The organism is Methylocaldum marinum (assembly GCF_003584645.1).
Taxonomy (GTDB): Bacteria; Pseudomonadota; Gammaproteobacteria; order Methylococcales; family Methylococcaceae; genus Methylocaldum; species Methylocaldum marinum.
Window position 1 is genome coordinate 1,151,527 of sequence record NZ_AP017928.1, and the last position, 23,670, is coordinate 1,175,196.

General features: G+C 60.6%; 14 protein-coding genes and 2 pseudogenes. 7 read left to right on the forward strand and 9 right to left on the reverse strand.

Translation table 11 applies throughout. The features are described from left to right. Positions 1-476 precede the first annotated feature (476 nt). Positions 477-827 (forward strand): annotated as a pseudogene (locus tag sS8_RS05115) (transposase); the annotation flags it as partial. 18 nt (positions 828-845) lie between these two features. On the opposite strand, the gene sS8_RS27550 reads toward sS8_RS05115, so the two are convergent. The 3 genes from sS8_RS27550 to sS8_RS05125 are packed head-to-tail and all read right to left on the reverse strand — an operon-like array spanning position 846 to position 5,108. Continuing rightward, positions 846-1,169, reverse strand: a complete 324-nt coding sequence (locus tag sS8_RS27550; protein ID WP_026611407.1) for a hypothetical protein — start codon at positions 1,167-1,169, stop codon at positions 846-848. A gap of 8 nt (positions 1,170-1,177) precedes the next feature. Next, the gene (locus tag sS8_RS05120) at positions 1,178-2,197 is read right to left on the reverse strand and encodes an RHS repeat domain-containing protein (protein ID WP_197716690.1); all 1,020 of its coding nucleotides are present in this window, start codon (positions 2,195-2,197) and stop codon (positions 1,178-1,180) included. A 22-nt stretch (positions 2,198-2,219) separates the two neighbouring features. After that, complete coding sequence (locus sS8_RS05125; protein WP_119628703.1) at positions 2,220-5,108, reverse strand: DUF6531 domain-containing protein; 2,889 nt, start codon at positions 5,106-5,108, stop codon at positions 2,220-2,222. 20 nt (positions 5,109-5,128) lie between these two features. Here sS8_RS05125 and sS8_RS05130 point away from each other — a divergent pair. Together sS8_RS05130 and sS8_RS29495 are read left to right on the forward strand one after the other, a co-directional pair. Beyond that, positions 5,129-6,028 (forward strand): annotated as a pseudogene (locus tag sS8_RS05130) (IS5 family transposase); the annotation flags it as partial. A gap of 143 nt (positions 6,029-6,171) precedes the next feature. Then, a complete protein-coding gene (locus sS8_RS29495; RefSeq protein WP_269461491.1) occupies positions 6,172-6,300 on the forward strand; it encodes a hypothetical protein in 129 nt (42 codons plus the stop codon). A gap of 33 nt (positions 6,301-6,333) precedes the next feature. Here sS8_RS29495 and sS8_RS05135 read toward each other — a convergent pair. From sS8_RS05135 to sS8_RS05165, 6 genes are all read right to left on the reverse strand, one after another. After that, positions 6,334-7,126 (reverse strand): IS5 family transposase gene (locus sS8_RS05135; protein ID WP_197716691.1). Its coding sequence is split into 2 segments (ribosomal slippage): positions 6,334-6,784 and positions 6,783-7,126, totalling 795 coding nucleotides; the frame shifts between segments, so codons are not numbered across the junction. A 220-nt stretch (positions 7,127-7,346) separates the two neighbouring features. Continuing rightward, the gene (locus sS8_RS05140) at positions 7,347-8,435 is read right to left on the reverse strand and encodes an IS5 family transposase (protein WP_119628706.1); all 1,089 of its coding nucleotides are present in this window, start codon (positions 8,433-8,435) and stop codon (positions 7,347-7,349) included. 828 nt (positions 8,436-9,263) lie between these two features. After that, positions 9,264-13,364, reverse strand: coding sequence for an RHS repeat-associated core domain-containing protein (locus sS8_RS05150; protein ID WP_119628708.1), 4,101 nt, complete (start codon positions 13,362-13,364; stop codon positions 9,264-9,266). Further along, positions 13,361-14,884 carry a hypothetical protein gene (locus tag sS8_RS05155; RefSeq protein WP_119628569.1) on the reverse strand — a complete coding sequence of 508 codons (1,524 nt, stop codon included), beginning with the start codon at positions 14,882-14,884 and terminating at the stop codon, positions 13,361-13,363. Before sS8_RS05155 ends, sS8_RS05150 begins: the two co-directional genes overlap by 4 nt. Positions 14,885-14,894: 10 nt before the next feature. Then, on the reverse strand, positions 14,895-16,844 hold the full coding sequence (locus sS8_RS05160) for a type VI secretion system Vgr family protein (RefSeq protein ID WP_119628709.1): 1,950 nt from the start codon (positions 16,842-16,844) through the stop codon (positions 14,895-14,897). 518 nt (positions 16,845-17,362) lie between these two features. Next, entirely contained in the window at positions 17,363-20,299 is a 2,937-nt protein-coding gene (locus sS8_RS05165) for an insulinase family protein (RefSeq protein WP_119628710.1), read from the reverse strand. A gap of 483 nt (positions 20,300-20,782) precedes the next feature. On the opposite strand from sS8_RS05165, the gene sS8_RS05170 reads away from it, so the two are divergent. The 4 genes from sS8_RS05170 to sS8_RS05185 all read left to right on the forward strand — a co-directional run bounded on the left by sS8_RS05170 (position 20,783) and on the right by sS8_RS05185 (position 23,566). Beyond that, on the forward strand, positions 20,783-21,388 hold the full coding sequence (locus sS8_RS05170) for a CDP-alcohol phosphatidyltransferase family protein (protein WP_119628711.1): 606 nt from the start codon (positions 20,783-20,785) through the stop codon (positions 21,386-21,388). Beyond that, entirely contained in the window at positions 21,385-22,329 is a 945-nt protein-coding gene (locus sS8_RS05175) for a phosphatidate cytidylyltransferase (protein WP_119628712.1), read from the forward strand. Before sS8_RS05170 ends, sS8_RS05175 begins: the two co-directional genes overlap by 4 nt. Positions 22,330-22,332: 3 nt before the next feature. Continuing rightward, complete coding sequence (locus tag sS8_RS05180) at positions 22,333-23,004, forward strand: lysophospholipid acyltransferase family protein (protein WP_119628713.1); 672 nt, start codon at positions 22,333-22,335, stop codon at positions 23,002-23,004. Between the two features lie 166 nt (positions 23,005-23,170). Next, a complete protein-coding gene (locus sS8_RS05185) occupies positions 23,171-23,566 on the forward strand; it encodes a hypothetical protein (protein WP_119628714.1) in 396 nt (131 codons plus the stop codon). Positions 23,567-23,670 lie beyond the last annotated feature (104 nt).

The window sequence follows — 23,670 nt, forward strand, 5'->3', positions numbered from 1 at the left end:
GCACTACTCGTCGCCACAATTGGCTCCTTTGGGTGACTGGGAAGTCCCAAAAGGTTTTGCCAAAAATGGCGACGCAATCGTCGGCTAAGCGAATAGGTGATGTTGCGTTCGTTGAACAGATCGGCGTAGTCGAAGCGGTAGTCGTATAAGCCTCGGTCGCCCCAGGGGTGGGCCACCGTCGGCGGCCCGGAGGATAGCTGGCGCAACATGCTCGACAGATTGGCATCCGGCGTTTCCACCCATGATTTGTCATCTCGTAATACGCATGGCAACGCCGGTTGAAGCGCGCACAGACTCCGCCCAACAGGGTCAATCAGTCCCGCCGGTCTTGATCGTTGAGGAAAATAGCCTCTCGGCGATCACCGCGCGATGTGGCGTGATAAAGCCCGCCTGCCAGTTCGGTGCGAAGTGGTCTTGCCATGTGGGGCTGTGTAGGACGAGAGTGCTGGATTACAAGACCTGACCCCTTTCGCTGTGCGTTCATGGACCAAGTCGTCGCCGAGACCCCGGCGGACCAGGAATTACATGTGATTTTGGACAACTATTGCACGCACAAGCGCAACGAGGACTGGTTGGCCAAGAATCCCAGGGTTCATTTTCACTTTACGCCAACCTCGGCCAGTTGGTTGAACCCAGTGGAAATCTGGTTCGGTATCCTGAGTCGAAAAGCCTTGCGCGGGGCCAGTTTCTCCAGCATCGCTGAGTTACGGAACGCTATTGAAGCGTTCATTGCCAACTATTCCCAAAATCCACGCCCATTCAAATGGCGCAAACGCGAAGTGCACGGCAGTCAACTCAAAAATACTATCGTTAATTTACGTAATTAAGCACTAGTATTACCATTATTACCATCCGCTCAGCTCGCCGTCCTCATCGTTCACTGAAATATCGGTTTGACTTCTGAGCCATGATAAAAAATACGATAGGTCAGCTTCCACGGATTCGGGATGCGCACTGATTTCCATCAAAATTTGTGCATCTTGTGTAAACAAACGCACATCGTAACTCCAACCGTCCTCTTGAATTCTCGACTCACTTCCAAGAAGTCGAAATTCGTTGCCCTCTCGGATCGTAAAGGTTTTCAGCCTAGAAATTTGTTCTTCAATTCTAGATAGATTTTCCAAATACCAATCACGGTTCTTGAAGGATATATAAAATTCTGCAGCCATGTTGGTTCCTATGTGCCGTGGGGGCGCCCGGCTACGGTCGGGAAATCGTCAGGGTTTTTTATTCCAATATGTGCTTCTTTAGAGTGAGCATTGACGGGCGTCTTGCCATCATCGGCCAGTTCTATCGTCCCCGGATCTCCGTGCTTACCAAGCGACTTATGGACATGCGCGTTGTTCCCCGCTTTATAAGGTCCCGTCTTTACGTTTCCATAAGCATGTATCTGTACTTCCGAGCCATCAGGATGAACCCAGCGCTGATTTCTAGGATTGAGCGGATTTGTCCTCGTGTGCCCTCTTTTACGTAAGATCTTTTCGATCTGCCTGGCCGACTTACCTTTGAGTCTTGGTAAAAGTGAAACGTTAGGCTTTTTTGCAAACCTTCCTCGCGCATCAATCCACTGCCCTCTTGAATTTTGCCGGACTGCCCGCCCACAAGCCAGTCCAAGAGGGTCAACCCAGACGAGCGCATTGGGGGCAAATTCATATGGGTTGGGTCCTACGATAAGCCCCAGTGGATCCTGTGAAAGGAAACAACCAATAGCCGCATCAAAGTATCGGGATAAGTTCTGTGCAAGCTGCGTTTCTTCATCCTCATACTGCCCCTGCAACCGAATCGGGTTGTCGACATAACCGACGTGCAGCCGCGCGATCTGTCCCCACGCCGTATAACTCGCCGCCCACAGGACTTCGCCCTTCGAGTCGGTCAGCCGGATCGGGCAGCCGTTGGGGTCGTTGTGGTAGTGCAGGAGGGTGTCCGGTCCGCTTCGGCCGCCGAGCAGCGCCAGGGGCTCGAAGGTCTCCGGGTAGTAGACCCATTCCCGGGCCATCCCTTTCGCCGGGACAACCGGATCGGTTGGGTCCTCGATCCAATCGCCCACCAGAGCGTCGCCGTCCCAGGCGAAGGCCGTGATCTGGTCGCCGGTGCGCTTTTCGATTCGCCGGCCCAGGGGGTCGTAGCGATAGCGGGTGGAGACGCCGTCGAGCCGGCTCTCGATCAGCCGCTGGTTCGCATCCCAGCGGAGGTGCAAGGCGCCGCGCCGGTCGTGGCGCTCAATCAGGTTGCCGGCGCGGTCGAACCGATAAAAGGCGCCTTCGTATTCGCCTTCGCGGGACCATTCGCCTTGGGCGTTTGGTGCCCCCGCTTGCGCGGCTTCGTGCTCGACGATCCGCGTCGTGAGCCCGGTCCCCCGCGGGGTCGTTGAGGTAGTGCTTGACCTGCCCGTGCGGGTCGAGGTGCTGGGTGATGCGGCCTACGGGATCGTAGACGTAGCGGTCGATGCCGAACCGGGCGTCGCGCCGTTCGGTCAGGTTGCCGGCGGCATCGTAGTCGTAGGCGAGGTCGACCACGGTGTCCGCGTCGGTGCGGATACGCTGGCGAGTCAGATAGCCATCGGCGCTGTAGTCGACCTCGCGGCGTAGATGGGGACTCAGTCGCTCGCGGACGATCCGGCCGGCCGCGTCGCGCTCGATCGCGATGGGGGCGTGGTCGTCGATGGCGATTTCGATCGCCTGATCGAGGGTGTCGTAAGCGTAACGGACGGCATGGGCGATCACCGTGTCGCTCCGCTTGAACTCGGTGTGTCGCTCGATCCGGTTGCCGGCTTCGTCGTAGGCGTTGCGGAGGGTGAACGTTTCGCCTTGCTTTTCTTCGATCAGGCGGCCGTCGGGATCGAACCGGCGTTCGACGCGGGTCTCAGGATTGCCACAGCCGATCAGGTTGCCGTTGGCGTCGTAGGCGAAGCGTTCGATCCAGGGCTTGTCGCCGCCGTCCGGGTCCGGCAGCGCCTTTTCGACGATGCGGCCGAGCGGGTCGGTGCGATAGTGGATCGCGCGGCCGAGCGGGTCGACGCTGCGCCGGAGATGCCCCGCGAGCGTGTAGTCGTAACGCCGCGACTGCCCCCAATAGTCCACTTCCTCGATGATGCGCCCGAGGGCGTCGCGCTCGAGCCGGTAGGTCTCGCCGCGCTGGTTGGTGACGCCGATCAGCCGCTCTTCGGTGTCGTAGTGGTACTGAACGGTATGGCCGTCGGGCTGGAGGCGCTTGGCGATCTCGCCCTGGCCGAAGTACTCGAGCCGGGTTTCGGCGCCGTTTTCGTCCGCGTAGCGGGTCAGGTTGTCCTCGCGATCGTAGCCGCAGCGCACCGTCGCGCCGGACGGCAGCCGGACTTCCGTCAGCCGGCTTTTCGCGTCGTAGCGGTAGAGCGTCTTGCGCCCGAGCGGGTCGAGCTTGCCGACGAGGTTACCCAAGGGGTCGTAGGCGAACCGCGTGACCTGGCCCTGCGCATCCTTGATCCCGGAAAGATTCCCGACCGCGTCGAAGCGAAGCGCCGTGCGCGCGCCGCGCGGGTTGGTGTGGGCAACGAGTTGCCCGTGGGCGTCGTACTCATAGCGCGAGACGTGGCCGAGCGGCGTTTTCTGTTCAATCAGCAGGCCGCGCCGGTCCCAGGCTTGCTGCCAGAGGCCGCCGTTGGGGTCGGTGATGCGAACGGCCTTGTCGGTCTCGTCGAACTCGGTGGTGATCGCGTGGCCGTCGGGGCGCGTGAGCTTGAGGAGGTTGCCGCGCGCGTCGTAGGCGTATTCGGTGCGGCGGCCGTCCGGGTCCACCACCGCCGTGGTGCGGCCGGCGTCGTCGTATTCGTAGAGGGTCATGCCGCCCAGGGGGTCGGTCTCGTTGATCGGTAGGCCTTGCTCGTCGAGCTTGATCAGCGTGACCTGGCCCAGCGAATCGGTAATGCGGCGTTCGTTGAGGAGGTCCGAGTAGTCGAAGCGGTAGTCGTACAAGCCGCCGTCGCCCCAGGCATGGACGACCCGCCAGCTGCCGTCCGCCGCCCGCTCGTAGGCGTAATGGAAGGACAGCCCGTTGCGGTCGGTGTGGCGAACCATGCGATGGGCGTCGTAGGCGAAGCGATAGGGCGCGCCGAGCGCGTCGATGACGGCGACCAGGTCGCCCGCCGCGTCGTATTGGTAGCGGACAAAGGTGTGTTCGGTCCGGCTCGCGGGGTCGTGGAGCGTCACCGCCGTCAGGCGGTCGTTTTCGAGGGTGAGCGCGAGACGCCGCCCCGCCGACTCGTGGATGGCGACGATCCGGCCGCCGCGGTACTCGACGTCGAGGACGTTCCCGCAGCGGTCCGAGAGGCGTCCGATCGGCCAGTGCAGCCGGCCGCGCGGATCGTGGCGACCCAGCGATTTGGGGAAGTGGTAGACGCGGTCGTCCTTGGTGGCGACCCGGTATTCGTCGCCCGTATCAGTCAGCCGCGCGCCGTCCATCAGCTCGAGTTCGGCGCCCTGCTCGCCCACCGCGGCCGGCAGCCGCTCGAAAGCGATCGGACCGACGTCGGGTCCGTGCATCAGCACGCTGCCGTCGGTGCCGTCGTATTCGAGCCGAATGTCGGCCGGGGTCTGCCAGCCGGTGCCGCACAGCCCGACATGGTCGCCGGACGAGCCGTAGCTTCGTACCCAGCGGAGGGGAAGGCGGCCCGGCAACTCGAAGTCCTGCTGCTCGACGGAAACTTCGCCGTTCAGGATGTTGACCGGCTCGGCGCGCAAGACCGTGCACTTGAGAAAGCCGGGCTTCAGGTTCTTGAACAGCTTTTGCCGGAACCGCTTGAACACCCCGGACTTGGCCAGTTTGCCGAGGCCCGCAAACGCGCCCTTGAAAGCCAGCCCCATCATCGAGATGGTCGGGGGGCCGCCGACGAACACGGTGGTCGGGATCGCCAGGTTGAAGGTCGTGGGCAACACCATGATCCTGGGGCCGCCTTTTTTCCGCAGCCGGAACGGGCTGACCATGCCGGCGACCTGGCAGCCCAATACCGGCAGGGAAATGTAGGAGAACGGATCGCCGTCGGCGATCACCGTCGAACTGCCCATGAACAGTTCGTCGTCGGTGTCCGGGAGTTTCGGCGCAAACGGAAACCCCGGCGGAATGTGCACGACCATGCCGGCGGTGCCGGCGGTGGCGCGCCAGCCTGATCCAGGTCTTGTTCTCCATCCGCTCCGAGCGGCAGTGGGTCTAGCAGATCGAATTTAATCTGTTGTATCGCTGGTTTGTCGGGCTGACGCTGGATGCCGAGGTCTGGGACCACGCCACCTTCAGCGCCAACCGGGATCGGTTGCTGAACGAGCGGATTTCCCGGCTGTTTTTCGAGCGGGTCGTGTTGCTGGCGGAATGGCAGGACCTTCTGTCGGACGAGCATTTCTCGGTGGACGGCACGTTGATCCAGGCGTGGGCGTCTATGAAGCGTTTTGTGAGAAAGGATGGCAGCTCGCCCCGGCCGGAGGACGGCGGCCGGAATCCGTCAGTCGATTTCAAGGGCGAGAAGCGCTCCAATGCGACCCATGCCTCGACCACCGATCCGGAGGCCCGCCTTTACAAGAAAAGCGAAGGGGATAAAGCCCAACTGTGCTTCATGGGCCATGCCCTGATGGAAAACCGGACCGGCCTGGTGGTGGATGTCGAGGTGACTCACGCCACCGGCACGGCGGAACGGGACGCGGCCAAGATCATGATCAGTCGCACCGTCACGAAGCCCGGCGCGACAGTCGGGGCGGACAAGGCTTACGACGTGCCGGAGTTCGTGCACGCTCTCCGGGAGCAGCGGGTCACGCCGCATGTCGCCCGGAAGGAAAAAGGCTCCGCCATCGATGGCCGGACCACCCGACACCCCGGCTACCGGGCTCGCCTGAAGAGGCGCAAACGGGTGGAAGAACTCTTCGGCTGGTCGAAGACGGTGGGCGGGTTACGCCAGACCCGGTTCCGGGGCTTGAAGAAGGTGGCGGCCCAGACCGTGTTCACGTTTGCGGCCTACCACCTAACCCGGTTGGGTGGGCTGTTCGGCTGGCGGTGGTCGACAGCCTAGGCGGGCATCTGCCCAAAATGCGCCGAAAGACGGCAAGAATCCCCAAGTGGAGGGATGAAAACCGGCTCGAACCGGGATTTCAGAGCTAAAAGGATCTTCAGCACTCAAAATGAAGCCGCCCGATAAGGGGTAAAGCCGAAGGCATGGCGGCGAATTTCAACAGCCTGTTAAATCTCTTGCGACACAATGGCGAAACCAATATTCGCGCCGCGCTCTATGACAACGCCATTAACCTCGAGCGTGTCCTGAACTATCAGGGTATCAAGCATTGAACAGCCCTAGCTGGCTTCCCTAAGAACCTGTCTTCAAACCCTAGTTTTAGTTTTGGAGAGACGCCGAAGCATGAGGGAAATCATAGTGATCTGGATAAAGCATTCTGAGGTTGCGGGATGGATCTCGTAATCTTTGCTTAAACGGCGTGCGTGACCGAGCCAGGCGAACGTTCGCTCAACCATCCAACGCCAAGGCAGCACTTCGAACCGCCTGGCATTCCGGCGGCTCACAATGGTCAGGGTCCAGTGAAACATGTATCTGACCCAATCGAGCAGGGTGCCTCGGTAAGCCGCATCGGCAAAGACAACTTGGATCCGATGGGGCACCGTAGCCAGACGCAAGAGCAGAGGGCGAACTCCCGTCCGATCCTGAATCCCAGCTGAAAGCACGGCTACGGCCCAGATCAACCCCAGAGTATCGACCGCGATGTGTCGCTTGCGGCCTTTCACCTTCTTCGCGGCGTCGTAACCGCGGCCCCCCTTTTTGTGCCGTCTTGACGGACTGCGAATCGACAATGACCACCGACGGCTGGGCCTGCTTGCCGACTTGTCGGCGTACCGCTTCCCGCAACACCGCATGGACTCGATGCCAGGTGCCGTTGAGTCGCCAGCGCCGGAAAGTGGTATAGACCGTCTTCCAGGGCGGGTACTCACGGGGAAGCTGCCGCCATTGGCAGCCCGTTTTATCCACGTGCAGCACAGCATCGAGCATCCGTCGGACCGCGTGCCGGCGGGGACGACCGCCCCTGGGATCGGGCTCAATCAAAAAGGGACAATACTCAACCAACGCGGCCCATTGCGCATCCGTCAAATCGCTAGGGTACATGGCGGCTTCCTTCTGTAGACCACATAACACTCAGACCTTACTGCTCCTCCTTAGCAGGCTGTTGAAATTCGCCGCCATGCCTTCGGCTTTACCCCTTATCGGCGGCTTAATTTTTAGTGCTGAAGGTCCTTTTAGCTCTGAAATCCCGGTTCTAGCCGGTTTTCATCCCCCCGCTTGGGGGTTCTTGCCGCCTTTCGGCGAATTTTGGGCAGACGCCCGCCTAGGCCGTCGACCATCGCCAGCCGAACAGCCCACCCAACCGGGTCAGGTTGTAGGCGGCGAACGTGAACACGGTCTGGGCCGCCACCTTCTTCAAACCCCGGAACCGGGTCTGGCGTAACCCGCCCACGGTCTTCGACCACCCGAAGATTTCTTCCACCCGCTTGCGCCTCTTCAGGCTGGTCCGGTAGCCGGCGTGTCGGGTGGTGCGGCCATCGATGGCGGAGCCTTTTTCCTTCCGGGCGACATGCGGCGTGACCCGCTGCTCCCGGAGAGCGTGCACGAACTCCGGCACGTCGTAAGCCTTGTCCGCCCCGACCGTCGCGCCGGGCTTCGTGACGGTGCGACCGATCATGATCTTGGCCGCGTCCCGTTCCGCCGTGCCGGTGGCGTGCGTCACCTCGACATCCACGACCAGGCCGGTCCGGTTTTCCATCAGGGCATGGCCCATGAAGCACAGTTGGGCTTTATCCCCTTCGCTTTTCTTGTAAAGGCGGGCCTCCGGATCCGTGGTCGAGGCGTGGGTTGCGTTGGCGCGCTTTTCGCCCTTGAAATCAACCGTGGGATTCCGGCCACCGGCCTCCGGCGGGGGAGAACTGCCATCCTTTTTCACAAAGCTCTTCATGGAGGCCCACGCCTGGATCAGCGTGCCGTCCACCGAGAAATGCTCGTCCGACAAAAGGTCCTGCCATTCCGCCAGCAACACGACCCGCTCGAAAAACAGCCGGGAAATCCGCTCGTTCAGCAACCGATCCCGGTTGGCGCTGAAGGTGGAGTGGTCCCAGACCTCGGCATCCAGGGGCAGCCCGACAAACCAGCGGTACAAAAGATTGAATTCGATCTGCTGGACCCACTGCCGCTCGGAGCGGACAGAGAACAAGACTTGGATGAGACTGGCGCGCAGCAGCCGCTCCGGCGGAATCGACTCCCGGCCGGTCCGGGCATAGAGGGCATCAAATTCCGAGTCCAGCGTGGTCAGCAGAATGTCGACCACGGCCCGGAGCTTCCGAAGGGGATGATCCTTGGGAATCCGGTCTTCCAAGGTTCGGTAGCTGAAGAGTTCTTGCTGGGTGATGTCGGCGCCGCGCATGAAAGAGTCCAAAGTATCTTGAAATGATATTATTTTGCCATGACAAACAATCGTTTATGCCTATTTTAGGCGCTCCATCCAACGAATTTATGCGGCTTCCGGGGCCGAGAAAATCAACAGCCTGTTAGTGCTACGTTGGTTTGAAGACAGGTTCTAAGAGTTATGAGCACAGAGAAAATGGTATCCATGTTCGGTGATTAAGGATTGTTCGATAGGAATCAACGTAGTCTACCTCGACTGCTCCAGTGGAAGAATACAGTCGGAAAGGCACTTCGCCATCCGCTATACGAACTAAGGCTCGTGTATTTAGATGCTTAGCTAGTGTAACGGCGAGCATATCCGCAACTATTTCCAAGATTCCTGAGACTAATCTTCCTCGCATGCATTCGAGATGAATCTCCGTCGAAAATGGCAGAATATCAAACTCTTGCAGGAATGGATTTGATTCCACAAGTCCATGCTGTTGCAGGAAGCTATCTGCCTTCTTGTATTCATCAGCGTAATTAGCCACAGAAAGATGAATCCCAAATGGAGGAATCCGTAAGGTATCGTCTCCGAACTCAAAGCACAGCGCACGCTCAACGTCTGTTACCTGCCTGTCCTCAAATCCAATTACCACATATATTAAAGACATAAACATTTGCCTCCGCCAATGCCCAAAACTGCCCCACAACAAAGGTAGTGACAAACTTCGTGCGCAAATATTATCTAGGCAGTTAAATCAGAATTATCCGGTCGCTGCCACATAGGTTATCTTGCGATGTTTGAAATAGCACCGGATGCGGTCGGGGCCTTTCTGAAGCCGTTACAGATGGAACCACGCTCTACCTACAATGGCGGTAGCGCGTCTTCATCAACTACTCGCCGTGTTACCCCCGGCTGCCTTGGAGTAAACGTATTCGCAAAATCTTGGTAATCATTTAGGGATTGAGCTGCAGTCCCAGGCCTCACGATTATCACTTGTCCGTTCGCCCCTACTTGTCTTACTCCCTTGGCGATATCGCCTGCAGCATTTCGCCCTAAACCACTTATACGCTTCACATCCGTCGGGACACCATCTACTAAGAAATCAAATGTGCCGGCAGGATTACGCAAATCGTCGATGAAATGGACATGTTTGCCTTCCGCCTTTAATAAACGTGCAACACGGATTTCCGCAGCAGCGGACAGATCCCCCGCACGAGCAGCTATTAACTTTCTCCGAAGAACTCCCGGATCGCCAGTGATTTTGCCACAAGACAACCCATAGGGATCAATCCAACCCAGCACATTCGGCGCGTAACGATAGGAATTGTCTCCTCCTGCTAAGCCGATGGGGTCCCTCGACACAAAAGCCCCGATCATCGGATCGTAGTAACGCTGTCGATTGTAATTCAGCCCGGTCTCCCCATCCTCATACTGCCCCTGCAACCGAATCGGGTTATCGACATAGCCGACGTGCAGCCGCGCGATTTGCCCCCAGGCCGTATAACTCGCCGCCCACAGGACTTCGCCCTTCGAGTCGGTCAGCCGGATCGGGCAGCCGTTGGGGTCGTTGTGATAGTGCAGGAGCGTGTTCGGTCCGCTTCGGCCGCCGAGCAGCGCCAGGGGTTCGAAGGTCTCCGGGTAGTAGACCCATTCCCGGGCCATCCCTTTCGCCGGGACAACCGGATCGGTCGGGTCCTCGATCCAATCGCCCACCAGGGCGTCGCCGTCCCAGACAAAGGTCGTCACTTTATCGCCGGTGCGCTTCTCGATTCGCCGGCCCAGGGGGTCGTAGCGATAGCGCGTGGAGACGCCCTCCAGCCGGCTCTCGATCAGCCGCTGGTTCGCATCCCACCTAAGGTGCAAGGCCCCGCGCCGGTCGTGGCGCTCAATCAGGTTGCCGGCCCGGTCGAACCGATAAAAGGCGCCTTCGTATTCGCCTTCGCGGGACCATTCGCCTTGGGCGTCCGGTGTCCCCGCTTGCGCGGCTTCGTGCTCGACGATCCGCGTCGTGAGCCGGTCCCCCGCGGGGTCGTTGAGGTAGTGCTTGACCTGCCCGTGCGGGTCGAGGTGCTGGGTGATGCGGCCCACGGGATCGTAGACGTAGCGGTCGATGCCGAACCGGGCGTCGCGCCGTTCGGTCAGGTTGCCGGCGGCATCGTAGTCGTAGGCGAGGTCGACCACGGTGTCCGCGTCGGTGCGGATACGCTGGCGGGTGAGGTAGCCGTCGGCGCTGTAGTCAACCTCGCGGCGTAGACGGGGACTCAGCCGCTCGCGGACGATCTGCCCGGCCGCGTCGCGTTCGATCTGGATGGGGGCGTGGTCGTCGATGGCGATGTCGATCGCCTGGTCGAGGGCGTCGTAAGCGTAACGGACGGCATGGGCGATCACCGTGTCGCCCCGCTTGAACTCGGTGTGGCGGGCAATCCGGTTGCCGGCTTCGTCGTAGGCGTTGCGGAGGGTGAAGGTTTCGCCTTGCTTTTCTTCGATCAGCCGGCCGTCGGGATCGAACCGGCGTTCGATGCGGATCTCAGGATTGGCGCAGCCGATCAGGTTGCCGTTGGCGTCGTAGGCGAAGCGTTCGATCCAGGGCTTGTCGCCGCCGTCCGGGGCCGGGAGCGCCTTTTCGACGATGCGGCCGAGCGGGTCGGTGCGATAGTGAATCGCGCGGCCGAGCGGGTCGACGCTGCGCCGGAGATGACCCGCGAGCGTGTAGTCGTAACGCCGCGACTGGCCCCAATAGTCCACTTCCTCGATGATGCGCCCGAGGGCGTCGCGCTCGAGCCGGTAGGTCTCGCCGCGCTGGTTGGTGACGCCGATCAGCCGCTCTTCGGTGTCGTAGTGGTACTGAACGGTATGGCCGTCGGGCTGGAGGCGCTTGGCGATCTCGCCCTGGCCGAAGTACTCGAGCCGAGTTTCGGCGCCGTTTTCGTCCATATAGCGGGTCAGGTTGTCCTCGCCATCGTAGCCGCAGCGCACCGTTGCGCCGGACGGCAGCCGGACTTCCGTGAGCCGGCTTTTCGCGTCGTAGCGGTAGAGCGTCTTGCGCCCGAGCGGGTCGAGCCTGCCGACGAGGTTACCCAAGGGGTCGTAGGCGAACCGCGTGACCTGGCCCAGCGCATCCTTGATCCCGATCAGATTCCCGAATGCATCGAAGCGAAGCTCGGTACGCGCGCCGCGCGGGTTGGTGTAGGCGACGAGTTGCCCGTGGGCGTCGTACTCGTAGCGCGAGACGTGGCCGAGCGGCGTTTTCTGCTCGATCAATAGGCCGCGCCGGTCCCAGGCTTGCTGCCAGAGGCCGCCGTTGGGGTCGGTGATGCGAACGGCCTTGTCGGTCTCGTCAAACTCGGTGGTGATCGCATGGCCGTCGGGGCGCGTGAGTTTGAGGAGGTTGCCACGCGCGTCGTAGGTGTATTCGGTGCGGCGGCCGTCCGGGTCCACCACCGCCGTGGTGCGGCCGGCGTCGTCGTATTCGTAGAGGGTCATGCCGCCCAGGGGGTCGGTCTCGTTGATCGGTAGGCCTTGCTCGTCGAGCTTGATCAGCGTGACCTGGCCCAGCGAATCGGTAATGCGGCGTTCGTTGAGGAGATCCGAGTAGTCGAAGCGGTAGTCGTACAAGCCGCCGTCGCCCCAGGCATGGACGACCCGCCAACTCCCGTCCGGAGCCTGCTCATAGGCGTAATGGAAAGACAGACCGTTGCGGTCGGTGTGGCGAATCATGCGATGGGCGTCGTAGGCGAAGCGATAAGGCGCGCCGAGCGGGTCGATGACGGCGACCAGGTCGCCCGCCGCGTCGTATTGGTAGCGGACAAAGGTGTGTTCGGTCCCACTCGCGGGGTCGTGGAGCGTCACCGCCGTCAGGCGGTCGTTTTCGAGGGTGAGCGCGAGACGCCGGCCCGCCGACTCGTGGATGGCGACGATCCGGCCGCCGCGGTACTCGACGTCGAGGGCGTTCCCGCAGCGGTCCGAGAGGCGTCCGATCGGCCAGCATAGCCGGCCGCGCGGATCGCGGCGGACCAGCGATTTGGGGAAGTGGTAGATGCGGTCGTCCTTGGTGGCGACCCGGTATTCGTCGCCGGTATCGGTCAGCCGCGCGCCGTCCATCAGCTCGAGCTCGGCGCCCTGTTCGCCCACCGCGGCCGGCAGCCGCTCGAAAGCGATCGGCCCGACGTCGGGTCCGTGCATCAGCACGCTGCCGTCGGTGCCGTCGTATTCGAGCCGAATGTCGGCCGGGGTCTGCCAGCCGGTGCCGCACAGCCCGACATGGTCGCCGGACGAGCCGTAGCTTCGCACCCAGCGCAGGGGAAGGCGGCCCGGCAACTCGAAGTCCTGCTGCTCGACGGAAACTTCGCCGTTCAGGATGTTGACCGGCTCGGCGCGCAAGACCGTGCATTTGAGAAAGCCGGGCTTCATGTTCTTGAACAGCTTTTGCCGGAACCGCTTGAACACCCCGGACTTGGCCAGCTTGCCGAGGCCCGCAAACGCGCCCTTGAAGGCCAGCCCCATCATCGAGATGGTCGGGGGGCCGCCGACGAACACGGTGGTCGGGATCGCCAAGTTGAAGATCGTGGGCAACACCATGATCCTCGGGCCGCCCTTTTTCCGCAGCCGGAAAGGGCTGACCATCCCGGCGACCTGGCAGCCCAATACCGGCAGAGAGATATACGAGAACGGATCGCCGTCGGCGATCACCGTCGAACTGCCCATGAACAGTTCGTCGTCGGTGTCCGGGAGTTTCGGCGCAAACGGAAACCCCGGCGGAATGTGCACGACCATGCCGGCGGTGCCGGCGGTGGCGCGCTTCATGCCGCACACGGTCACGGTCGCGCCGATGATGGGGATGTAGTCGAAGGGATCGAAGACGACGGAGATGTGCGGGGTCGGCAGCGGGGTCGGTACCGGCGTCGTGCAGAGGTGGATGTCCACCCCGAGCTGGGGATCGCCGTGCTTGGCTGCCGGCATCATGCGGCTTTAACCTGCTGTTCGGCCGCCGGCGCCATCAACCCGAGTTCGCTGCACAAGGGCCAGTCGTTTCCCAACAGTTCACGGCTGCGGGCGAATAGCGTCCGGAATGTCGCGTCCGCGTCGGCGACGATGTGGTCGAGGCGGGTCGCCGATTCGGCCTTGAGTTCGTCGATTGCCGCGAGGTATGCCTGCTCGATGGCACCCTCGGCTTCTGCTGTCGCCGTTCCGCCCAAGCCCTGCAGTTGCTCTTCCAGCGTCTTGCCGGCCGAACGCGTTCGCTCTTGCAAGTTCGCCTTCACCTGCTCCATGAGCGCCACCCGCTCCGGATCGAGCGCCCGCAGCAGGTCGATCCCGGTCAGCGGCAAGGTGGTCATACCTCTCGCCTCGGGCTTGAGTTGTTCTCCCAGCGCGTAAGCGCAACGTCCCCGTTCCAAGGCCCCGGCGACGTCACCGGTACGAGCCCGGCAATACGCCCCCATGCGGAACGCTTCGATGCCGAGGATGCCGTTACGGTCCCGTTGCGCCAGCGGCGCTGCCTGGTCGTAGCAAAGACCCGCAGTTTCGGCATCGCCTTTCGCCAAATGCGCGCCGGCTTCGCCGAACCAGGTCTGCAGGACCAGTTTGTTGCCGGCGGGATGACCCTGTTCCGCAACGTGCTGGGCGACCTGACGAGCGCTCCGATAAACTTGCACCGCCTCGTCGTGTCGGTTTTCCTTCAGCAAGGCACCGGCTACCAGCAGGCGCACGACCACCTCCTGGTCGAGCCATTGTTGCCGGCGCACGTAGACCAGCGCATCCTTGGCCTTGGCCTTGACCTGGTCGGCCGTGCCCTTTTCGGTCAGAGCCAGCAGCCCCGTCAGGTGATTCCGAAATACGCCGGCAGGCCCCTGGACCGGTTCCTGGGCGAACGTCTCCTGTGCGACCGTAAGTCCGTCCACTTGCGGCCGGCTCAGCGCGATGCGCGGATGGTTGGCGTCGAGCAGGCGCTGAAATCGGGGGTTTTCCAGCGAATCGATCAACAATATCCGCATGCGCTCCGGCCATTCGACCGCCAAGGCACGCAGCACCCAGTCGGCAAAAGCCGCTTCGTCAGTCATCGCCACGGGCATTAATACGCTGACCAGATGGCCTATCGAATGGTGGTATTTCGACCCGAACGACCGTAGCGCCGCCACAAAGGCCGCCGGCGTGCCGGGCGACGCCGCGGGATCGAAATGCCAATCGACCGGCAATCCCTCCGCCTTCAATCCCTCGTGGCTAGCGTCGTATTGTGCCCGGAAGGCGTCCTTCAGGGCTCTGGAATACTGCAGAGTGTGTTCGTAAGGCGCCTTGAACAGTATGAACAGGTCGCCGGACGTGTAATCCGACTCGTATTTCTGTGCCTCGACGAAAGCCTCGACCAGGCGAAAGGCGTTTTCCGGCACTTGCCAGACCAAGAGCCGCGCATTCGGGTTCTCCCGGAAGCGGAGCCACTCGCCGCACAAATAGGCGAGACGACGTTCGACGGGGTTCAGGGACATGCCGTCCGCCCTAGCCGTTGAGGGAGATTTTCGGCGCGCTGATGGAGACGCCGGCCGGATCGATCTTTACCGTCGAGGCCCCGACGCTGAGGGTGATCGCATCCGGTGTGATCTCGATGGTCGAGCCCATCACGGCGAGGCGCAGAGAGGTATCGGAAGTGTAGGTGCCGGCACCGGTCGCATGCAGATCGGTGGTCGCCGTGGAGCTCTGGTCGATGGGACCGGTCACCGTGATCGTTCGGCCATCGGTAATATCCTCCGTCAGTCCGCCCTTCACCGTAAGCAGATGCCCGGCGTCGACCGTCTCGGACAACTGTCCCTTGACGTGCATGGTACGGTTGGCGTCGACGGTCAGGGTGTCGTCCACCGTTACCGTCGTCGTGCGGTTGTTCTTGATGGCGTTGGTTTGATCGTGCTCCACGGTGGTATTCATGTCGTACTGAGCGTGGATTGTGATCTTTTCATCGCCCGCCGTGTCGTCCATGGAAATCTCGTTGTAGCCCTGCCCCTTGTGGGTATCGGACTTGATGCCGCTGATCACCGCCGCTCCGGGCAGCGCATAGGGCGGCATGGTGTCGCCGTTGTAGACTCGGCCGGTGATGATGGGCTGGTCGGGGTTGCCTTCCAGGAAGTCGACGATCACTTCCTGACCGATCCGGGGGATCGAGACCGCCCCCCAGTTTTTCCCGGCCCAGGGATGGGATACCCGGATCCAGCATGAACTGTTCTCGTTCCGTTGGCCTTCCCGGTCCCAATGGAACTGCACCTTGACCCGCCCGTACTGGTCGGTGTAAATCTCCTCGCCCGCGGGCCCCACCACCACCGCCGTCTGCGGCCCCCGGACCGCCGGTTTGACCGTCTCGCGCGCCGGCCGGTAGGGCTGGCGGCTGTCCAGTGCCGTCAGCGTGCAGTCGAAGGCCTCCTCCTCGAGCACGGGACCCTCCGACAGATAAGCGTTGCTCTGCAGCCGATATTCGGCGGAGACGATCAGGTATTCGCGGTTCTGGTCCTCTCGCGGATAATCGGTCAGGCCGAACAGCGCGCCGCAGGCCAGGCCCTGGGCGTTGCCCCGGGCCTGCACCAGTTCGTGCCGGGCATGAAGTTCCTCGAGGCGGGTGCTGGCGTAGTGCTCGCCGTGCTCGACCTGGGCGTATTGGCCCGGGTAGTCGAACACTTCCCACTCGGCCTGGGCATGCGGACGCGGCTGTTGCCGTTTCACCTGGAGATCCGCCATCGGCTTGGTGAAATCGTAATCGGTCAGCACGCAACACCCGGGCTGGATTTCGCGGGCGAACGACCACGAGAACAGGTGATCGCGCAAGCGGCGGGCGCTGTTGTTCGGTTCGAAGTACGGGATGGACTCGTAGCCCGGCACCTTCGGGTGGGCGGCGGCGGCATCGGCCAGGATCAGGGTGTGTTTGCCTTTCGCATGCTCGAAGAAATAGTAGATGCCCTCCTCTTCCATCAGCCGGCTGACGAAGTTGAAGTCGGATTCCCGGTATTGGACGCAGTATTCCCGCTGAGGATAGGTCAGACTGAGCCGGGCTTCGAAGTCGGTGAAGCCGTGGTCGCGGAACACCTGGGCAATGATGTCGGGGGCGGTTTTCTTTTGGAAGATGCGGCAATCGGAGGTGCGCGTGAGCAGCCAGAGCCAGGGCCTCAGCGTCACGCGGTAATGGACGAGGGTGCGGTCCGGGTCCAAAGCCCCGCCCAGTTGCGCGAAGCGGCAGACGACACCGTTGAAATAGCGGACGCTGTCGTCGGGGAGGGTCAGGGCGACGTCCAGGCGGTCGCCGAGGAGCTGGTCCGCATTGATGGCCCCATTGGCACTGAGCAGATCCAGCTCGTAGTCGAAAAGTCCCCCCAAGCGTTCCAGTCCCTGCATCCGATGAAACAGCAGAATGTCGGGGCCGAGGGGTGAAAAAACCTGTATCAGCCGAGTCTTTTGGATGAATTTCATATTCGCTGATCCGACAAAATCAGTCCGTGACGTCACCCTGGAGAGAGTCCCCGGACGACAGTTCATTCACGCTCGATTGCTCGAGCGCGTGCGCCAGCGAGATCTCGTTTTCGACAGAAATGGACACTCAAAACCTGCGGCAGCGGCACGGGCCGCCGCCTGCGGCTCCGATCATTATAGGTGAGGATCGCAACGCCTTCCTGAACGAGGGTCGATGGCAAGGAGCCTGCAACCGTGATCGTCCGACCGGAACCCTTTCCAACCGGCGACCGGGCCGGAAACCGGGCTCCCCACAATCTATGGCCGCTGCGCCCACGCATGTTTCAGCGTGGTTACGCTACTCGACTTTGCGCCGGTCTGCAAGCGCTCGAAGCCGGTCTACGGCACGAATGCCGGTCGGATACTGGAGGAAATCTACGCTGGGTTCACCGAAAGATTTGACACGACGGATTTGCAAGAAACCAAGGTCTGCTCGCCAGTAGTCATCAAAGAACGAACGGAAAATCGAGGCCGTTTGGTTACAAATGCATCACCTGCAAGTCCTGCTCGGGGTATCGACTCAATGTCGTCTCACTGGTGATGACGGCCGTGCTTGCGCGTTCGGGCCGGAGGTAGGTCTCGGCGACGCGGCGCAAATCCTCGAGCTGCACCTCCAGGACTCGCGAGCGGAAGCGACGCCGCTGTTCGGCCGTGCGCCCGTGCAATGCGGCATGAAAGGCCTTTTTCGCTTCGCCGGCGGGAGAAGCGGGCTTGTCGATGCTGCCGATCACACCCAGAATGGCTTCTTCGATCAGTCGGGATTCATGTGTACGATCGAACAGCCAATCCACCGAGGCGTCGAAATCGGCCAGAGTTTCCGCCAGCCGCGGATCGCGATAAGAGAAGAAGCGGAACGCGCCTGCATCCAGGTCTACGGTAGCCCCCCCGCCATAGGCACCCCCTTGTTCACGAATCGCCCGATGTAGAAAATTGTTGCGCAAGAAGCCGGCGAGCACCATCAATGCCGGCGCGTCCGGATGTTCAGCGGGCGCCGCCGGATAGGCCTTGGCACAGAAGTTGACCTGGGTACTGACGGTCCACGCCTGCCGCACCGGGTATTCGCCTTTGGCCGGCGGATTGAAATGGCCCCCGGTCTTTAACTGATAGCGGTCTTCCCAGCACGCGCCCAATGCGGCGAGGAATGCTTGGCGTGCTTCGGATTCGCCGATCAGTAATAGCTGGCGCGGCGCGGTCAGCAGCGTGTCGCGCAGGTTCCGCAGCCGTTCGGCGAGGTCCTTCAGGATCGCCTCCGAATCGAGGCTATCGTCCAAAGCTTTGATCGCTCTGATGCCGGTCAATCCTTGCCAATTGTGCGCAAGGGCGGCGATCGGGCTGAGCTCGGCCGCGGCGGCCAGCATTGCCAGTACATGGCCATTGCCGGTGACACTCTGCTCCAGCCGCAAGCGTTTCTGCTTCACCAGCTCACGCAATCTGGAGAGCTCGTCGAAACGAGCCGTTTCGACCGTTTCGCGCAAGATCTCGGTCAGCGCGCCATGATTGCGTGCCAGGGCCTTTCCCGAAACGACAAACACGCCTCGACTCGTGTTCAAGTCATCGACAGCACCGCGTACCGCTACGCGGGCGCCTATCCCGCCGGTCACGGCAGAATGAAGCGCCTGGGTGGCCAAATAATCGCGGCCTCCGCTTCCCACCTCGGTCACCATGTCGCACAACATCGGCACGAACCGTGTCAGCTCGTCATCCAGGGCCGGGATATCGATCACCAGTTCCTCGTAGAACAGGCCGTTGGTGCCGCAGGAAAACCAGGTGGCAGGTATCCCCGCAAGAGGAACGGTGACTCCCTCGGGAATGGGCAGGTCTGCCGGAACGTCCTCCAGTCCGACTTTGGGCAGCAGTTCGGGATCGTCCTCGACCGATTGCCGCTCGGCCAGGGCGATCGCCTGTTCGATCACCCGTTTCTTCTCCGCTTCATCCATCCCTGCCCTGATCGAGGCAAGGCGTTCCGCCTCCTCGCGAGCACGGCCTGCGCCGAGCTCCGGGTCAGGCTTCATCACTAGCCGGACCCAATGTCGATTGTTCAGCAATTGCTCGCGTACAAGCGCCTTGATGAATCCGGGATCCTTGATGCGCTCACGTAGCCGCTCGAGTGCCGCGTCGATGTCGAGGGCGGAAACCGGATCTGCTCCGTGCAGCGCCGGGCGTAGCGCCCGCAGCATCAACTGAAGACCGTAGGGAAACCCATCGCCGGTAATCTCTCGCTGATGCAGCTCCAACTGATGGAGAAGCGCTTCCACCATGGCAGGGTCAACCCCGTTCTCGGCTACCTCTTCCAGCACACCGAATATGAGCCTCTCGACTGCCTCGGCTTGCTCCGGGTTCGAACCTTCGAGTCCGGCGACAAACAGCATTTCGCGCATGGAATCTTTCAGACCGCACAAAGGCGATGGCGCGCAACCCAGATCCGTGGTTTCCAAAGCCCGGCGCAACGGCGAAGCACCATTGTTCAGCAACACGCCTGCGAGCAGATGGGACCGCAGCACCTCCTCGATATCGGTACTCTTGTTGAGCAGCCAGCCCACGACGATATGGGTCTTGTTCCGGGTGTCCCGCTCACCGTCCAGTGCGTAGGCATCCTCGACCCGGAGCGGCGAATCATAGCGATGCTCGTCCGGCACCCGGATGTTCAGCGGCTTGAACTCGAAGTCCGCCAACCATTCCTGGAACACCCCCTGATGCTGGTGCGGCGGGATATCGCCGAAAGTCATGAAAACCGCATTGGAGGGGTGATAGTGGCTACGATGAAACGCCTTCAACTGTTGGTAAGTGAGGTTCGGAATCGCCTCCGGATCTCCCCCGCTATTGAAGTGGTAGGTAATACTCGGGAAGACCGCTGCAGTGAGGCTCTGCCACAGAGCCGATACCGGCGAGCTCATGGCGCCTTTCATCTCGTTGAAGACGACGCCTTTGAAGACCAATTCGCTGTCAGGATCGTCGGGTACGGCAAACTCTATTCGATGCCCCTCCTGGGCAAAGTCGAGTGGATTCAGATTCGGGAAGAAGACCGCATCCAGGTAAACCCCGAGCAGATTTTGAAAATCCTTGCGGTTACGGCTTGCGAAGGGATAAGCGGTCCAGTCGCTGGCGGTGAAGGCGTTCATGAACGTATTCAGAGACCGGCGGATCATCATGAAGAACGGATCCCTGACCGGGTACCGTCGACTGCCGCACAGGCTGGTATGCTCGAGGATGTGAGCGACGCCGGTGGAGTCCTCGGGTACCGTGCGAAATGCCACCAGGAAAGCGTTCTGATCGTCGTCCGCCGCAACATGGATATGGAGCGCTTCCGTCTCCCTATGCCTGAATTCCTGGACATCGACCTTCAGGGAGTCTACGCGAGTGCTGCGCAGCCATTCAAATTTCGGATGGCATAAAGGGTACTGTACGGCTTGATTCATCGGGGACGTCCTTCGGCCTGGATGTTCTGGAGGAGTGGAGGTGGGTTTCGCTTGAGGAGTATACAAGCCACACCCGCACGGGACCATTCTCATCGGCGGCGACGTCAACCGCTCGACGGATTGCGTCGGCATTATCATCAAACCGTTTGGCGCTTGCGAGCCCGGAAGAAGCGCCGCAGGCATTGGCAACGCGTGGTCGTCCTCAAGGTTCAGACATTTGTCCCGTACTCGGATTCTGCCGGCGGTTCGCTCTCCCTGGCGATCATAAAATCGCTTGGATGTCGCGGAATTGAAATAGTAGTATTCAGAGAATTTTACCGACGCAATACTCGGAGCCTATCTCAGGAGGCTCAATATCCCTTCGACACGCTTGGGGCGAACGGCCTACTAAGCTGGGCTCAAATATCGGGACCGAGGATCGAAAGCATCTTCATTCGATGGCGTCGACATAATAAGAAACATCCGTTCTCCGGGGGAAACACCATGGCCACCCTATACGACCTCAAACCGCGGTTCCAGGCACAGCTCAGGCCGCTGACCCGCTGGCTCGCCCGTCAAGGCGTTACAGCAAACCAGGTGACTCTTGCCGCTGCCCTCGCTTCCCTAGCCCTAGGTGCAGCTCTAGCGATCGATACCGTACCCCGGCTGTTTCTGCTCCTTCCCGTTTTTCTCTTCGTGCGCATGGCGCTCAATGCCATCGACGGCATGCTCGCGCGCGAGCATGGTCAGCAGTCGCGTCTCGGCGCGATTTTGAACGAGATTACCGACGTCGTTTCCGACGCGGCGCTGTATCTGCCGTTTGCGTTGATTCCGGGGGTAAGCGCGGGACTGGTGGTGATCGTGGTGTTATTGGCTGCACTGACCGAGATGACGGGCGTCATCGGCTATGCCATAGGAGCTTCCCGACGCTACGACGGACCTATGGGCAAGAGCGACCGCGCTTTCCTGTTCGGCCTGCTCGGATTGTTGTTCGGGATAGGACTGCCGATTGGCGGTGTCCTGATGAATTCCTTGCTCACGGTGGTGGCCGTCCTCCTCGTCTTGACCATTGTGCGACGCGCCCAGGGGGCGCTGGGAGAGAGCGCATGAACGACTGGTGGTCGAACTCGCTGCATGCGGGGATAGCGGGACTGCTCGGTTTGCTGACGGCAGCGAGCTTTGTTGTCGCCGGAATGGTGCGAACCCACTCCGAACGGTCGTACACGGAACTCAGGCTTAGGGTGCGAACCTGGTGGATCATACTCGCGGTGTTCATCGCGGCCGTCGCGTTCGAGCCGATCGTCGGCGTCGTGGTGTTCGCACTGGTCAGTTTCATTGCATTCAAGGAATTTCTAACCCTGGTTCCGACCCGGCGAGCCGATTACCGGGTGTTATTGTGGGCCTATCTATCGATTCCGGTGCAGTACTATTGGGTCGCGAACGCTTGGTACGGAATGTTCATTATTTTCATCCCGGTGTATGTCTTTCTGTTTTTGCCGATGCGCATGGTCATGATCGGAGAAACCAACGGCTTTCTGCGGGCTGCCGGGACGTTGCACTGGGGACTCATGACTACCGTGTTCAGTCTGAGCCATATTGCCTATTTGCTCGCGCTGCCCGACAGAAACGAGTCGACGGTTCTAGTCACGGGGGCGACCCTGGCCTTCTACCTGATCGTTCTGACCCAGCTGAACGACGTGGCTCAATACATCTGGGGCAAAAGCCTGGGCAAACGCAAGATTGTGCCGAAGGTGAGCCCGGGCAAGACGGTTGAGGGGTTTCTCGGCGGCGTCGCGACGACCACGATGCTGGCCTGGGCGATGGCGCCATGGTTTACGCCGCTGTCGCCATGGGAGGCGATTCTCGCCGGGCTGATCATCGGCGTTGCCGGGTTTGTCGGGGACGTGGTCGTGTCGGCGGTCAAGCGCGATTTGGGGGTAAAGGACTCCGGCAACACGCTGCCGGGGCACGGCGGTATTCTCGACCGCCTCGATTCGCTGACCTTCACCGCACCGCTGTTCTTCCATTTCGTCTACTACCTGCACTACTGAACCATGTCCCGACTTTTGCGCAGGCTCTTCGTCATGTTGATCGCTTACCCGGTCGCTCTGCTCTGGCTCGGCATGCTCGTCCGCCACCGAGAAAGGCTGCCCTTGAAAGGTCCGGCGATCATTGCCGCCAACCACAATAGTCATCTCGATATCCTCGCGCTGTATTCCCTGTTCCCGCTTTACCTGATTCCCAAGGTTCGACCGGCCGCCGCCGCCGACTATTTTTTGAAGAACCGGTGGCTGGCCTGGTTTTCCGAGAACGTCGTCGGAATCGTTCCGGTGATACGCAGCCGCCAAGGCCGTAAGGACCCGCTCGACGGCTGCTACGCCGCATTGGAACGCGGCGAGATTCTCATTATTTTCCCGGAAGGCACGCGCGGCGAACCGGAAATCATGGCCGACCTCAAATCCGGAATCTGGCATTTGGTCAAGCGTTTTCCGGAGGTGCAGGTAACGCCGGTGTTCATGTCGGGGCTCGGCCGCTCCATGCCGAAGGGCGAACTTTTCCCTTTACCCTTGTTCGTCGATGTATTTGTCGGAAAGCCGCTTGCCTTCCAGGAAAGCAAGCACGAATTCATGCAGCAACTTTCGGCACAGTTGCGACACTTGCGATCCAAGCTTGTCCGTCGGGATGCATCGCCGGCTACGAAACAAGTCGATGCGCCGAGTTCCTGAGAACGCGTTGTTTCCTTAATGAAACCCGAAAACGCGCGAGTATTCGCACAGCCCCGTTTTCCGAAGCGACGCGGATATATGGAGCTCTACGCAGAGAATGATAGCCTGCCGCTTTTTCGGTGATTATGTATGAAGCTTATTTTGTTAGTGAACGAAGGCGAAAAAAATGAGTATGAAAGCCGGTTTGATAAGAATGGCAATAAAATTGACGCCAAACAAATTAATCATTTGGGTGGCGAATAAGATCCTCAAGGGCATCGCTGAACTAACGAAATTTCGTTTCGATCTGGATGGGCGAAAACTGTACGTACAAACAAGGCTCTACGGCGAAAAAGAAACAATTGAAGTTTGTCTGGAAGATTTTGCTGTATTTAACGATGGCAAATCGTACAGATTCATCATACATCAGGCAAAATCGGACCGTCTCTGGTTGAATAATTTATTGGCCCGGATTGTAGGTAAGGCCTGGAAAGTCCCCGCTATTCCTCCATTTACGACTCTGTTGGAACTTGCTGCGGAACTGTTCGAGGCCAAGCCTTTAGGACTTGAAAAAATCGATTGAGTCCGTTCCGGCGCCGGTTGGTTGTTCCGGTTGGGATCTTAAGGAAGCTCTGATTTAAGTCTCCACTTCGGAGAAGCGAGCTGCGCAACTGAGTGATCTAACAG